Annotated in this window: 15 protein-coding genes; all 15 read left to right on the forward strand. The window is 44.9% G+C overall.

All coding sequences use genetic code 11. From position 1 onward, the window contains the following. Positions 1-246: 246 nt before the first annotated feature. The 15 genes from ACJ28U_RS01770 to trxA all read left to right on the forward strand — a co-directional run bounded on the left by ACJ28U_RS01770 (position 247) and on the right by trxA (position 14,649). Positions 247-2,211 (forward strand): ribonuclease J, encoded by a 1,965-nt coding sequence (locus ACJ28U_RS01770; RefSeq protein ID WP_407618202.1) that lies wholly within the window; start codon positions 247-249, stop codon positions 2,209-2,211. Positions 2,212-2,268: 57 nt separating this feature from the next. Continuing rightward, a complete protein-coding gene (locus ACJ28U_RS01775; protein WP_407618203.1) occupies positions 2,269-3,186 on the forward strand; it encodes a hypothetical protein in 918 nt (305 codons plus the stop codon). Positions 3,187-3,401: 215 nt separating this feature from the next. After that, positions 3,402-4,589: an elongation factor Tu gene (tuf, locus tag ACJ28U_RS01780; protein WP_407618204.1), complete on the forward strand. Its 1,188-nt coding sequence runs from the start codon at positions 3,402-3,404 to the stop codon at positions 4,587-4,589. Positions 4,590-4,762: 173 nt separating this feature from the next. Then, the gene (locus ACJ28U_RS01785) at positions 4,763-5,200 is read left to right on the forward strand and encodes a nucleoside 2-deoxyribosyltransferase (protein WP_010369733.1); all 438 of its coding nucleotides are present in this window, start codon (positions 4,763-4,765) and stop codon (positions 5,198-5,200) included. 132 nt (positions 5,201-5,332) lie between these two features. Further along, positions 5,333-6,622 carry a trigger factor gene (gene tig / locus ACJ28U_RS01790; RefSeq protein ID WP_010369730.1) on the forward strand — a complete coding sequence of 430 codons (1,290 nt, stop codon included), beginning with the start codon at positions 5,333-5,335 and terminating at the stop codon, positions 6,620-6,622. A gap of 169 nt (positions 6,623-6,791) precedes the next feature. Next, positions 6,792-8,045 (forward strand): ATP-dependent Clp protease ATP-binding subunit ClpX, encoded by a 1,254-nt coding sequence (gene clpX / locus ACJ28U_RS01795; protein WP_010369727.1) that lies wholly within the window; start codon positions 6,792-6,794, stop codon positions 8,043-8,045. A gap of 13 nt (positions 8,046-8,058) precedes the next feature. Further along, positions 8,059-8,688: a ribosome biogenesis GTP-binding protein YihA/YsxC gene (gene yihA, locus ACJ28U_RS01800; protein ID WP_043709109.1), complete on the forward strand. Its 630-nt coding sequence runs from the start codon at positions 8,059-8,061 to the stop codon at positions 8,686-8,688. A 208-nt stretch (positions 8,689-8,896) separates the two neighbouring features. Further along, positions 8,897-9,145: a hypothetical protein gene (locus ACJ28U_RS01805; RefSeq protein WP_010369722.1), complete on the forward strand. Its 249-nt coding sequence runs from the start codon at positions 8,897-8,899 to the stop codon at positions 9,143-9,145. A gap of 96 nt (positions 9,146-9,241) precedes the next feature. Beyond that, entirely contained in the window at positions 9,242-9,472 is a 231-nt protein-coding gene (gene zapA / locus ACJ28U_RS01810; protein ID WP_043709103.1) for a cell division protein ZapA, read from the forward strand. After that, the gene (locus ACJ28U_RS01815; RefSeq protein ID WP_063084022.1) at positions 9,472-10,014 is read left to right on the forward strand and encodes a CvpA family protein; all 543 of its coding nucleotides are present in this window, start codon (positions 9,472-9,474) and stop codon (positions 10,012-10,014) included. The genes zapA and ACJ28U_RS01815 overlap by 1 nt, the downstream gene beginning before the upstream one ends. Positions 10,015-10,046: 32 nt before the next feature. Further along, a complete protein-coding gene (locus tag ACJ28U_RS01820; protein ID WP_062359044.1) occupies positions 10,047-12,425 on the forward strand; it encodes an endonuclease MutS2 in 2,379 nt (792 codons plus the stop codon). Positions 12,426-12,568: 143 nt separating this feature from the next. Further along, positions 12,569-13,036, forward strand: coding sequence for a pyridoxamine 5'-phosphate oxidase family protein (locus ACJ28U_RS01825; protein ID WP_407618205.1), 468 nt, complete (start codon positions 12,569-12,571; stop codon positions 13,034-13,036). 64 nt (positions 13,037-13,100) lie between these two features. Then, on the forward strand, positions 13,101-13,808 hold the full coding sequence (locus ACJ28U_RS01830; protein WP_407618206.1) for a hypothetical protein: 708 nt from the start codon (positions 13,101-13,103) through the stop codon (positions 13,806-13,808). A gap of 43 nt (positions 13,809-13,851) precedes the next feature. Beyond that, positions 13,852-14,253 carry a hypothetical protein gene (locus ACJ28U_RS01835; RefSeq protein WP_407618207.1) on the forward strand — a complete coding sequence of 134 codons (402 nt, stop codon included), beginning with the start codon at positions 13,852-13,854 and terminating at the stop codon, positions 14,251-14,253. A gap of 81 nt (positions 14,254-14,334) precedes the next feature. Then, complete coding sequence (gene trxA / locus ACJ28U_RS01840) at positions 14,335-14,649, forward strand: thioredoxin (RefSeq protein WP_010369700.1); 315 nt, start codon at positions 14,335-14,337, stop codon at positions 14,647-14,649. Positions 14,650-14,780 lie beyond the last annotated feature (131 nt).

Raw genomic sequence — 14,780 nt, forward strand, 5'->3', positions numbered from 1 at the left:
GATTATATCCCACATCAAATGTTATTTGTTCGCAACTAATGTTTGATAAAAAGAGCAAGTCTATTATGGACTTGCTCTTTTTTGTTATATAACTAACCGACGGCTTAATGGCTGTTATCGATCAGGTGTTCGCCATTTTTATTTTTCTTGTTGTTGGTACCGCCTTCAAACTGTGGTAAACTGGAATAAATCATACAAACGTTTGGGTTGTGCTGACCCGTGAAAGACAACGAGAATAGGAACATTATGACAACGACATTAAGTATTATGCCGTTCGGTGGCGTACGTGAAAACGGAAAGAACATGTATGCAGTTACCGTCGGTGAAGACATTTTTATTTTGGATGCAGGGTTGAAGTACCCAGAAAGCGATTTGCTTGGCGTGGATGTGGTTATTCCAGATTTTGCCTACTTGGTAGAAAACGCTGATAAGATCGCCGGTGTCTTTTTGACACACGGTCACGCAGATGCAATTGGTGCATTGCCTTACTTGTTAAATGAAGTAAAGGTGCCAGTTTTTGGGTCAGAATTAACGATTGAATTGGCTAAGCTTGCTGTTGAAGCTGAGCCAGAAGCAAAGGGGTTTGATGATTATCACGTTGTTCGTGGTAATTCAGAAGTTAGCTTTGGGGATGTAACGGTTTCATTTTTTGAGACCACACACACGATTCCAGAATCATTGGGTATCGTTATCGAAACACCAGAGGGGCAAATTGTTTACACTGGTGACTTTAAAATTGATACGACGGCATTGCCATACTACCGAACTGATTTAGCGCGTCTCGCACAAATTGGTGCCAAGGGTGTGATTGCCGTCTTGGCAGATGCTGCCGGTACAGCAAGCTATGGTTTGTCAGCACACGAATCAGAACTTGCAGAGTACGTTTTGGACTCATTCCGCGCACACAAGGACGGCCGTATTATCGTCGCCGCAGTGGCCTCAAACATTCAACGTATCCAGCAAGTTATTGATGCTGCTTACAAAGTTGGCCGTAAAATTGTTATCTCAGGTAATGATTTGGAAAAGGTGGTCCGCACGGCGCTTCGTTTGAAGAAGTTGCACTTGCCAATGCCTGAGAACGAATTATTCGTTTCTTTGAAGAATTTGAGTAAGTTAGCACCTGAAGAGACGGTTATTTTGGAAACTGGTAAGATGGGTGAGCCAATTCGTCACTTGCAACGTATGGCGCAAGGCGATGACCGTAACATCCAAATTCAAGAGGGTGACCTAGTCTTTATTACAACAACACCATCTACGGCTATGGAAGGTTACGTGGCGCGTACGCGTGATATGTTGTTCCGTGCCGGTGCTTCAGTTAAGCAAATTTCAACGGATAAGAAGTCTTCAGGTCACGCCTCAAAGGAAGATTTCCAACTGTTGCTCAACTTGTTGAAGCCACAACATGTGATTCCTATCCAAGGTGAATACCGTGTCTTGAATGCGGCTTACCATGCAGCTGAACAAGTTGGTTACGATGATGATCACGTCTGGCTGTTGGCGAAGGGTGACAACCTCCGTTGGGATGGTGAGCAAATGTTCTTGGGTGGCTCAATCCAGGTCGGCTCAACCATGATTGATGGATCCGGTGTTGGTGATATTGGCTCAATCGTGCTAAACGATCGTCGCATCTTGTCAGAAGATGGGGTCTTTATCGCTGTTGTGACAATTGACCGTAAGAAGAAAAAGATTGTCGCAACCCCTAAGATTGACTCACGTGGTTTCGTCTATGTGAAAACGTCACGCGATCTAATTCGCGAAGCCGGGGAATTGGTTGAAAAGACAGTCGCTGAAGGCATTAAGAACACGAAGGAATTCGATTGGGGTAACCTGAAGAATTCAGTACGTGATGCCTTGGGTAAGTTCCTGTTTGAACAAACTCGTCGCAAGCCAGTGATTTTACCGGTTATCATGGAAGCGAACCAAAACGGTCGTCGACGTAAGCGCTCTGCAAGCAAGACGAACAACAAGTCGACGGACAAGCCGGTAGCAGCACAAAAGCAAGCTGCCCGCAAGCCAAAGCCTAAGAAGAAAGTTCCTGGTGCACAAGGACAAGGCAATGGCGCACAACAAAAGAAACAACAAGCACCGGCTAATAATCAACAAGTGAAGCCAGCGGGGGCTACAGAGGAAGGCGCTAAGAAAAAGAAGCGTCGGCCACGTCGTCGTAAGCCAAAGGCAACGCAAGGTGAACAACCAGCAAGTGCTGAATAAAAAAAGAAGCGTCGGTTCTTAGGAATCGGCGCTTCTTCAATCTAGAAAGGTGAGGGCATGACACCAGAGGAAGAAGAACGATTTGCTAGCTTAGTGGCAAAAGGGCAAGCGTCTTTTGACGAGCATTCATACGGCCCAGCTTTAGATGCCTTGGATGAAGCTTACGATCTCAAACAAACACCAGCAATCAACCAGTTGCTGACGCGCGTACTATTGGCAGATGGTCAATATAAAACTGCACAGTTGTTTGCTGACGAATTTATTGACAGTTACCTAGCGACTGCCGAAACAGCGCAATTATACGTGACGGTTGCCTTGCATAATCAACAATTTTTGACGGCCCGTGAATTTATTATGTGGTTACCGGAGACCCAACGCGCCGACTTGATGGCCCAAGTTGTGACGGCAGAAATGACAACGCGTCAAACGCAACAGGCAACGATCACAACAATTGCGCGCCATTTTTATCATTTGAGCGACGGAGATGCAATCAGTCAACGGGAACGGTTGATCGCGGCCGACAAGTTACCGCTCGATGAATATCTAGTTGGTGCACGTTTCGTCTTACTGGACCCATTCTTAACGGCAATTTCACGTGTGTCAGTCTTGGACCGGTTACGTCGGTTACGAGTGACACAATCAGTTGATATGGTGTGGCTTGACGGAGACACACTGACGGTTGTACCAGCCCAACTAGAATCCATTGAAAATATGGTTCGGTATCAAGATATAGTGACTGAATTACAATCATATGAACAAACGGTTGGACCTGCCATGGTTCACGGCTTGGTAGAACAAGTTCGATTAATGCTGATGATTGCTTACCCAGTATTGGAAAAGGTTGCAATTGAACCTAAAAGTTGGGTTGCCGGCTTAATCGCTGAGTCGCTGGGTAACACGATGCCGCAAGAAGCAGTGGAACAGCGCGAATGGCGCGCAAAACTACAGGCTGAAATGTTAGCTTTAATGGCGTAAAATCGGCTTTTTAAAATCAGTTTGCAAAAAAAGATAAAAATTATTTACAATTAACACGAAGTTATATATAATAATTCCAGTCTCATAAAGAGAAATTACTAAAGATTTTCGCACCAAGTTGTTTTAGTTCTTTTAAGAATGTAGTATAATAATACGTAAGCAATAAGGGTTAGCCCAATAAAGGACTAACATGCGAATATTAGGAGGACAAGCTTTTGGCTAAGGAAAATTTCGAGCGCACTAAGCCTCACGTTAACATTGGAACTATCGGTCACGTCGACCACGGTAAGACTACTTTGACTGCCGCTATCTCAAAGGTATTGGCTGATAAGGGTCTGGCTGAGCTACAAGACTTTGCTGCTATCGACGCTGCTCCTGAAGAGCGTGAGCGTGGTATCACGATCAACACTGCTCACATCGAGTACGAGACGGAAGCTCGTCACTACGCCCACATCGACGCCCCTGGTCACGCGGACTACGTTAAGAACATGATCACTGGTGCTGCCCAAATGGACGGTGCTATCTTGGTTGTTGCTTCAACTGACGGTCCTATGCCACAAACTCGTGAGCACATCTTGTTGGCTCGCCAAGTTGGTGTTGACTACTTGGTTGTATTCTTGAACAAGGTTGACTTGGTTGACGACGAAGAGTTGATCGACTTGGTTGAAATGGAAGTTCGTGAATTGTTGTCAGAATACGATTTCCCTGGGGATGACATTCCAGTTATCCGCGGTTCAGCCTTGAAGGCTTTGGAAGGTGACGCAGAACAAGTTAAGGTTATCGAAGAGTTGATGGACACTGTTGACTCATACATTCCTACTCCAGAGCGTGACACTGACAAGCCATTCTTGATGCCAGTCGAAGACGTATTTACGATCACTGGTCGTGGTACTGTTGCTTCAGGTCGTATCGACCGTGGAACTGTTAACTTGAACGACGAAGTTGAAATCGTTGGTTTGAAGGAAGAAGTTCGCAAGACTGTTGTTACTGGAATCGAAATGTTCCGTAAGTCAATGCAACAAGGTCAAGCTGGTGATAACATCGGTGCATTGTTGCGTGGTGTTGATCGTAAGGAAATCGAGCGTGGTCAAGTTTTGGCTAAGCCTGGTTCAATCCAAACGCACACTAAGTTCTTGGCCGAAGTTTATGTTTTGACTAAGGAAGAAGGAGGCCGTCACACGCCATTCTTCACTAACTACCGTCCACAATTCTACTTCCACACGACTGACGTTACTGGTGTTGTTGAATTGCCAGAAGGCGTAGAAATGGTTATGCCTGGTGATAACGTAACATTCGATATCGAATTGATCGCACCAGTTGCCATCGAAAAGGGATTGAAGTTTACGGTTCGTGAAGGTGGACGTACTGTCGGTGCCGGAACTGTTTCAGAAATCAAGGACTAATTTTACGTTTAACGTAGAATTTTCCAATGTAGCTTAGGCTGCGCTTTTAAAAGAGAGTTATTACATCTTATGGTGTAATAACTCTCTTTTTTTCTTATTTCTCCGGTTAGCAAATGTCACGAGATGTGGTAAAGTGAACTATACAAATTTTACAAATAGAGGGAATTTACATCATGCAAATTTATTTGGCCGCACCATTCTTTAGTGACGAACAAGTTGATCGTGTTGCACGTATTGAGGCAGCATTAGAAGCGAACCCAACGGTTACTGACTTCTACTCACCACGTCACCACCAAAAGACGGATAACCCTGAATACACGCCAGCCTGGGCGGCTGAAGTGTTCCGTCGTGATGTGACACAAGTGCTTGATGCAGACGCCTTGGTGGTTGTCGCTGATTTCCGTGATGATGATGCTGACTCAGGGACTGCTTTTGAAGCTGGTATGGCCTGGGCCTTAAAGAAGCCAATCATTATGGTTGAAGAGACTGATTACAAGACAAACTTGATGTTAACGGAATCTTTGACAGCCTTTGTGAACAAGGCAGAAGATTTGGCAACGTATGATTTCAAGAACTATCCTGAATCAAAGTTTGAAGGACAATTGTTCTAGTAAATTACTGGTTTTCAGTCGATTTTCGGCCTAGAATTATTGCCAAAATAGGCACTTTCCGGTAAACTTATAAAGTATGTAAAGATAATATATGTAACTGACTATTAGTTGGTTACTAGTGGAGGAATAAACATGGCTAACGCAGTTTTCACTAAGGGTGAAGGCAACAAGGGAACGATCAAGTTCGAAGTTCCTGTTGACGTATACGAAAAGGGTATCGACGCCGCATTTAACGACGTTAAGAAGCAAATTACGGTTCCTGGTTTCCGTAAGGGTAAGATGCCTAAGCAAGTCTTTATTCAAATGTACGGTGAAGAGTCATTGTACCAAGACGCTTTGAACATCGTTTTGCCAGATGTTTACGCTGATGCAGTTGCAGAAGCAGGTGTTACGACTGTTGGTCAACCAAAGATCGACGCAGAGTCAATGAACAAGGATGAAGCTTGGGTTTTGACTGCTGAAGTTGAATTGGCTCCAGAAATTGAATTGGGCGACTACAAGGGTGTTAAGGTTCCTGCATCAGACGTTACTGTTTCTGATGAAGAATTGGATGCCGAAATCGCTCGTTTGCAAGAAGGTCAAGCAGAATTGGTTTTGGTTGACGCTCCTGCAAAGAACGGTGACACGGTTGTTATCGACTTCGTTGGTTCAGTTGACGGTGTTGAGTTCGACGGTGGTAAGGGTGACAACTACTCACTTGAATTGGGTTCAAACTCATTCATCCCTGGCTTCGAAGACCAATTGGTTGGTGCCAAGGCCGATGACGTTGTTAACGTAAATGTAACGTTCCCAGAAGAATACCAAGCTGCTGACTTGGCCGGTAAGGACGCTTTGTTCGTTGTTACTGTGCACGAAGTTAAGGCTAAGGAAGTTCCTGCATTGGACGACGAATTTGCAAAGGACATCGACGAAGAAGTTGATACTTTGGCAGAATTGAAGGACAAGGTTAAGGCACGTTTGACGACTGAAAAGGAAGACGCTGCTAAGGATGCCAAGGAAGACGCTGCTATCTCAGCCGTTGTTGACAACGCATCAGTTGCTGGTGGAGAAATTCCTGATTCAATGATTCACGAAGACGTTCACCGTCAAATGAACCAATTCTTTGCTTCAATGCAACAACAAGGTATCTCACCAGAGTTGTACTACCAAATCACTGGTTCATCAGAAGATGATTTGCACAAGCAATACGAAGAAGGTGCTGAGCGTCGCGTAAAGACGAACTTGGTATTGGAAGCTATTGTTAAGGCAGAAAACATCAAGCCTACGGACGAAGACGTTGCTGCTGAAGTAAAGTCATTGGCCGACCAATACGGTATGGACGAAGCTGCTGTTCGCGGTGCTTTGTCAGACGACATGTTGTCACACGACATTGCTATCAAGCAAGTTGTTGACATGATCGTTGAAAACGCTGTTGAAGCTTAATTCTAAACAACGTTAATTAAGAGGTTAGACTTTTTCGAGTCTAACCTCTTTTTGCAGTGTTACACTATATAAGTCCTAAGAATATCGTATAAAAAAACACAAAATCTCTGGTACAATAGTAGGTAACTTACGTTTCGACTAACGTTAAAAACTTACAGGAGGTTGAACAGTGTTTAATACAACCGATAATTCAAACGGCATTGCCTACTGTTCATTCTGTGGTAAGGCTTCAACAGAAGTGAAGAAGCTTATCGCAGGGCCTGGCGTATACATTTGTAATGAATGTGTGGCTTTGGCACAAGATATTATTAATGAAGATTTGCAACAAGATGCATTGGAGCGCACATTGACTTTGAAAACACCACAAGAGATTGTCGATAACTTGAATTCATATGTTATCGGACAAGACGAAGCTAAGCGTACTCTTGCAGTTGCCGTCTACAACCACTACAAGCGCGTTAACGCTATGTTGACGGGTGATACTGGGGCTGAAGGTGTTGAGCTGCAAAAGTCTAACATCGCCATGATCGGACCTACTGGGTCAGGTAAGACGTATATTGCACAATCAATGGCTAAGCTTTTGAACGTGCCATTCGCAATTGCGGATGCAACGACTTTGACAGAAGCTGGATACGTTGGTGAAGACGTTGAAAACATTCTGTTGAAGTTGATCCAAGCCGCTGACTATGATGTCGAGCGCGCGGAAACTGGTATTATTTACATCGACGAAATTGACAAGATTGCCAAGAAGGCCGAAAACGTTTCGATTACACGTGACGTTTCTGGTGAAGGTGTGCAACAAGCACTTTTGAAGATGTTAGAGGGTACCATTGCTAACGTTCCACCTCAAGGCGGTCGTAAGCACCCTAACCAAGAGTTCATTCAAATCGACACAACGAACATTTTGTTCATCGTTGGTGGTGCCTTCGCGGGTATCGAGCAAATGGTTAAGGAACGTGTCGGCGCTAAGGTAATTGGTTTCGGTACGGACTCTAAGACAGTACAATTTAAGAATACTGACAAGTCAATCATGCAACAGGTTGTACCTGAAGATTTGATGAGCTTTGGATTGATTCCAGAATTCATTGGTCGTTTGCCAATTTTGACTGCTTTGGAAGAATTGACAGAAGATGATTTGGTTCGTATTTTGACGGAACCTAAGAACGCTTTGGTTAAGCAATACCAGGCTTTGTTGGCACTTGAAGGAGTTGCGTTGACGTTTACTCCTGAAGCCTTGAAGGCCATGGCACACTTGGCGATTGAGCGTGAGACGGGTGCCCGTGGTTTGCGTTCAATTATTGAGGAGACGATGCGCGACGTAATGTTCGATGTACCATCACGTGATGACGTTAACGGCGTTATTATTACTGAAGGTGCTGTATTACGTAACGAGCAACCAGAGATGGTTACAGAACAAAACTAACGGAGGATTTATCATGGAAGTACACAATGTCGAAATGGTAATGTCCGCTGTACGTGCCAGCCAATACCCAACTGATGGTTTACCTGAGGTAGCATTCGTGGGTCGTTCAAACGTTGGTAAGTCATCGTTGACAAACGTTTTGATTAACCGCAAGTCATTTGCCCGCACCTCATCACAACCCGGTAAGACGCAAACATTGAACTTCTACAAGGTGGAAGATCAAATCTTTTTCGTCGACGTGCCTGGGTACGGGTATGCTAAGGTTTCTAAGAAGGCCCGTGAAGAGTTTGCGGTCATGATTGGTGAATACTTGCGTACCCGCGAGCCATTGAAGGGTATCGTACAACTAGTAGATGCACGTCACATGCCTTCTAAGGAAGACATCGAGATGTACAACTGGTTGACGTCTGATGACATCGGCCTACCAGTTTTGGTTGTTGCCACAAAGGCTGACAAGATTTCACGTGGTAAGTGGAATAAGGCTGAGGCAGATATCAAGCGTGGCTTGCAATTTAACCCTGACGTTTCTGACTTTGAGATTTTCTCATCAGAAACCAAGTACGGTAAGGATAACGTCTGGGACTGGCTAGAAGCTCGTATGCTTGATGGTACGGATTTTGATCCAGAAGAATTTGAAGATTAAAAATCAAGCACGCATGCAAATTGCGTGCTTTTTTCGTGCGGGTGAACAATCGTGTATATCCATGCTCGTCGCAACGCGACGACCGCTCAACTATCTAAAAGTTAACCGTTTCACCTAATGTTCAAACAGTAAATTTGTGCCGACATGGTGTAAAATTATATTTAGGGAGAAGAGAATCGCTAAGCAGAAAGAAAGTAGGCGACTCGATATGCAAGTGAAACACAATGATATGATTGTCGAGGCATGGCAAATCTCAGACGATACGGCACCTGCTGTTTGGGTGCAGGACGCATTGCAAAAGGGTATTGTGACTTGGCAATCAAAGGCAGATAACCAGTTGCGATTGCATGAGCCTGATAGTATTGGTAATTGTGGTGATTACCTAATCAAAAACGGCCCAGCATTCAAAATTGTGAAGGCACCTGAATTTACTTCGGATTACCAAACACTAGGATAATTAGCAAGTCAATGAAAAACGCTGAAACATCAGCGTTTTTTTGCTATACTGGAAATTATGAAATAAGAACGACATCCGTGAAAGGAAGGCAAAACCATGGCAGAAAAGATGCGCTTTAAAGGCGAAATCCTTGGTAAGCCAATTACCATTACGTCAAATGAGACCCAAGCCCACATGAAGGCTGTGTTCGACTTGGCAAATCAACAATTGAACGAAATGCGCGAGCTAGCCCCACGCTTAACTGACGATCAATTACTAACGTTGTTGGCCATTAATGCACTATCAGATCAATTGAAGATGCAGGCTGAGAAGGACGCTAATAAGTAATGAATTTGCTATCAGTTATCATTCTGGTGTTACTAGTTGCTGCGATGACGCGAGGTTATACGCTCGGGTTTACACGTAGTTTAGTCTCGCTTGGGGGTCGGTTTATCGTCTACGCAGTTGCCATTCTTTTGTCGCATCGCTTCGGTGCATGGATTCATGCGACGTTTTTGACAACAATCCAAGCACGATGGGCCGCAAACGGTGTCCCAACTGTGCTAGCTGATAAAGCAAATGAATTTCTGGCATCAGGATTAGCGTTTGGAATCTTGATGTTTGGCGGGTCGCTGGTCCTGCGGTCGATTGAACGCAGTCTGCGTTTTATTAATAAGGTTCCTGTTTTAGGTAAACTAAATCGCTTGGCTGGCCTGCTTGTATACGGCCTTTTAGTCTACATTGAAATCTTCTTTGTTTTACAATTAACACAGACATTAGAAATCCCTTGGTATCACGACGCGATGATTCAGTCACCCGTCGCCCAGTGGATGTTAAATCAAACACCTTACTTCTCAGACGCCATCTATCAATGGTGGATTCTCCAGTAGGGCAGAAATAGAGATATTAGAGGTTCAGACAGATGAATAAGAAAGTCTTGGCAACCCTTGAGTATGATGCGGTAAAGGCCCAATTGCGGCCATACCTCTCAACGGCTGCCGGTGAAAACGAGTTGCGCAACTTGTTGCCAACTGCTGATGCCAATGAAATGCAAGCTTGGTTGGCGGAAACGTCTGACGCAGCTAAGGTATTACGTTGGCAAGGGGGGATTAATATTCCTAAGTTGGCTGATGTTAAGCCACACATGCAACGTTTACGTATCGATGCAGCGCTAAGTGGTACAGAATTGGCCCAGGTTGGTCGGGTGCTATTTACAACCGGTCAAATGCGTATGTTCTTTGAAAACTTAATCGAAGACCGTGGTGAGCCATTGGCTGCATTGCGACCATACTACTCACGTTTGGTTGTGATGCAGGATTTGACGCGTCGTGTGAATACGGCAATTGATGGTGATGGTCGTGTCACTGATGAGGCGTCACCTGAACTTCACCGAGTTCGCCAAGCAATCACCTCGACTGAAAATGCAATTCGTCAGAAAATGCAAGATTACACGCGTGGTAAGTCGGCGCAGTATCTGTCGGATCCAATTGTGACGATTCGCAGTGATCGCTATGTTATTCCAGTTAAGGCGGAATACCGTAGTCGTTTTGGTGGTGTTGTGCACGATCAATCGCAAACTGGTCAGACGTTATATATCGAACCAGCCGACGTGGTTGATATGAACAACCGTTTGCGTGAGCACTATATCAAGGAGCGTCACGAAGAAGAACGCGTTTTGGCAGAATTGTCAGATATGTTGCGTCCAGAAGCAGAAAACATTCAAAAGAATGCAGAAGTGTTGGGCCACTTGGATTTTGTGAACGCGAAGGCACGTTATGCTGCGGCAACTAAGGCCCAGGAGCCAGAGTACAGTCCAGAAAATCACGTGCGTTTGCTCCAAGCGCGTCACCCATTGTTGGACCCACAAAAGGCAGTTGCCAACGATATTATTATTGGTGAAGACTACAAGGCAATTATTGTCACTGGACCAAACACCGGTGGTAAGACGATTACCTTGAAGACGCTTGGTTTGTTGCAATTAATGGCCCAATCAGGTTTGTTTATCCCAACAGCTGAGTATTCAACGGTTGGCTTGTTTAAGGAAGTCTTTGCGGATATTGGTGATGAGCAGTCAATTGAACAATCATTGTCAACATTCTCATCACACATGGTCAATATTGTTGATATTTTGAAGCAAATTGACGCGGATTCTTTGGTGCTATTTGACGAATTGGGTGCTGGAACAGACCCTCAAGAAGGGGCCGCTTTGGCGATGTCTATTCTGGATGCGGTTGGTGCCAAGGGTTCATACACTGTGGCAACGACGCACTACCCAGAGCTAAAGGTCTACGGGTACAACCGTGTTGACACAATCAATGCATCGATGGAGTTTGACGTTGACACTTTGCGTCCAACGTACAAGTTCTTGCTTGGCATTCCAGGCCGTTCAAACGCGTTGGAAATCTCAAAGCGTTTGGGCTTGGATCAATCGATTATTGATGCTGCGGCTTCATTGACGTCAGAAGATTCGCAAGAGTTGAATGACATGATTGCTGATTTGGTTGAACGTCGTAATGCCGTTTTGGCGCAACAAGTTCAGTTGGCCCAACAAGTTATCGAAAATCGTCAAATGAAGAACGATTACGAGCAAAAGCTTGAAAAGATGGAAACTGAGAAGGCCCGTACACTGGAGGAAGCCAAGAAGGAAGCCAACCACATCGTGGCAGATTCACGTAAGAAGGCAGATAAGATTATCGCTGATTTGCGTAAGATGCAGTTAGATGGGGTGGCCGTTAAGGAAAACAAGTTGATGGATGCTAAGGGTGCCTTGAATGCGATGCGTCAAGAACCATCTGCGGAAAACAACCGCGTTTTGCGGAAGGCTAAGCAAGCTAAGAGTCAAGATATTGCCGCTGGCGACACTGTCTTGGTTCGTGAGTACGGTCAACAAGGTACTGTTAAGCGTAAGCTAAAGGACGGTAAGTTCGAAGTCCAAATGGGTATTTTGAAGATGGTGCTGGCTGAAGATGAAATTGAGAAGCAAGCAGCTGCACAAACGGCGAAGTCGGAGCAAAAGGCTGCCGCTAAGCCACGCGTTAGCACGAATAAGGCGGTTAACCGCGCAAACGCATCAGCAACGCTTGATTTGCGTGGCCAACGTTATGAAGCAGCCATGGGTGAGCTTGATCAGTTCATCGATCGTGCCTTGCTGAATAACTTACCTTCTGTTGAAATTATCCACGGTAAGGGAACAGGCGCTATTCGCCAAGGTGTGCAAGAATACTTGCGTTCACACCGTGCGGTTAAGGACTTTAGCTTTACTGGTCCGGACCAAGGGGCAACGTACGCCGAACTAGGTTAATCAAAATGAAGAAAGACTGATTCTGTGTCAAGAATCAGTCTTTTTCTATTCTTCACAAACTCTTCCAAGCTTGGTACCGGCATTTATATGGCTGAATCAGTATAATAAACGGTAAACAGGGAATATGAAAGGAAGAAATGAACATGACAACAGCAACTGCGACACAATCTGAACTATTGGAAAAATACTTGCGTGATTCACACGTCTTGAATTTGGCAACTTGTGTGAATAATCGCCCATCTAACCGTGATGTCTTTTATCTGATGCCAGATGAATTTACAAACTATATCTATATCACAACGCCACGTAATTCAAACAAAATGGCTGAAATTGAAGCGAACCCGCACGTATCATTCACGACGGTGCCAACCGATGATGATAACGGAGTCGTGACGTCAAATAAGGCGCAAATTCATTTAACGGACAAGGCCATTGATGATGTTTTACCATTGTTGGATAATCAAATTCCAGAATGGACCGAAGTCGTTGGTGGCGCAAAGGAAACCTTTGTTGTTTTGAAGTTAGAATTTGAATCAGTAAAGTTCTTTGGTAACCAAGGTATCAACTCTGTCTTGATTGATGATCAAGGTGTGGTTACGGAGGAAATTTAAGAGATAAGGCGGTAGTCGGTGACGATTGCGGCCTTTTTTGTATCATCTGAAGGGGGCGATGACGATGATACGCGCGTATATGTTATTGTTTTTGACCGTTTGCTTGGCGTTTTTAGTCGGTGATGATGTCCAGGCCGTGACGGTCATGTCGAACACTGAAATTTTACGGCAAACGGAGCCGATTACGGCCTATACATTGGCTGGCCGGGCAACGACTATCAATTTGCCGACGACCTTGATGCTACCCAGTTACCGGGTGAGTTATCAAGAACTCAATGCGTTATTAGCAGCATATGGCTTAACAGGGAGTGTGGGGTATCAAATTACCGGGTTAGGGAAACCACAGTTGCTCACAGTGCATCAAACGCATGCAACTTTGAAACAAGCGCACCAAACGACGAAACAGGTCGATGGGCGGAATCAGGTTGGTTATGCAGGTGAATTGACCATTAAGAATGTCATTTATCATGACGTGAAGCTACGTGGAACAACGAAAATTAAGTTATTTATGCCACGTCAAAAACTCGCAGTCTTTCAGTTAGATGCCGGGTTAGGCAAATTTACAACTAGTAATCCACGCGTGCAAGTTACGGCGTTACCAGGCGAGCAAGTGCCTGAGGCCACGTTTGAACAACCTCATCGGCCGGGCTATCGGTTTGATGGCTGGCGCTTGCATATTGGTCACCATTGGCAGAAGGTCCAACATTTAGTGGCGCGACACTGTCCAAATCATCATGTTATCCATGCGTACGCGTGCTGGCGTGAGCGGTAATGGGGATGTGTGCTAAGATGGAGACAACTGGAGGTGGTTGGTCATGGGATATTTGTTGATGTTGGCTGGCATGGTTTTGGGTGTGCTCATCTTGGCAGTTGGGCTGATTAGTTTGGTACTTGGTTTGTTGATGGGGGATGGCGCCATAATGGGCTTTGCTTTGAAATCGATTGGGGTCGGTATTCTGATGCTCGGTGGGTCAGTTTGGTGGGCTGGCCGGCCCACTGGTGAGGCAGTACCACAGGAGACACCGGTTCACGCGACAGTCGAGGGTGGGCCAACCCGTAATGGTGGCACGGATGACTTGTTGCCAATTATTGGTGGCGAGATTATTGCACATGAGAATGATGATGACAATCAGGCACTGTTAGATGACATTGAACCGCTAATTGCGGCAGAAATTATGGCTGGCGATGACGAAGGTAACGTGGGCGATTATGATTAATGTCATGAGTCGACTGTCGACAATTTCGGATTTTAGCGTTATACTAACTTTAAATTAGAAAATAATGAGGAGGCTGTTAATATGGCAGTACAAGATATTACAGACGCAAACTTTGCAGATGCAACCGATACCGGTGTAACATTGACCGATTTCTGGGCAACTTGGTGTGGCCCATGTCGTATGCAGTCGCCAGTCGTTGAGACGGTGGCCGAAACAATGCCTGAAGTAACATTCAACAAGATGGACGTGGATCAAAACCCAGCAACCGCACAAGAGTTCGGTATCATGGCAATTCCAACGTTGCTTGTTAAGAAAGATGGCGAAGTGGTTGAACGTTTGACTGGTTTCACACCAGCACACCAACTAGAAGCTATTTTGGCTAAGTACACAGCCTAACTTGACTAAGAACCAGCAAATTAATGCTGGTTCTTTTTTCATTCTGTGTTATGGTTATTAGGTTATACTTAAACACTAAAAAAAGCTTTCTGCTGATGTAGAGGGCTTTTTAGCTTGTCCGTCGATGTAAA

It is taken from the genome of Weissella sp. MSCH1, from assembly GCF_045799135.1.
GTDB lineage: Bacteria > Bacillota > Bacilli > Lactobacillales > Lactobacillaceae > Weissella.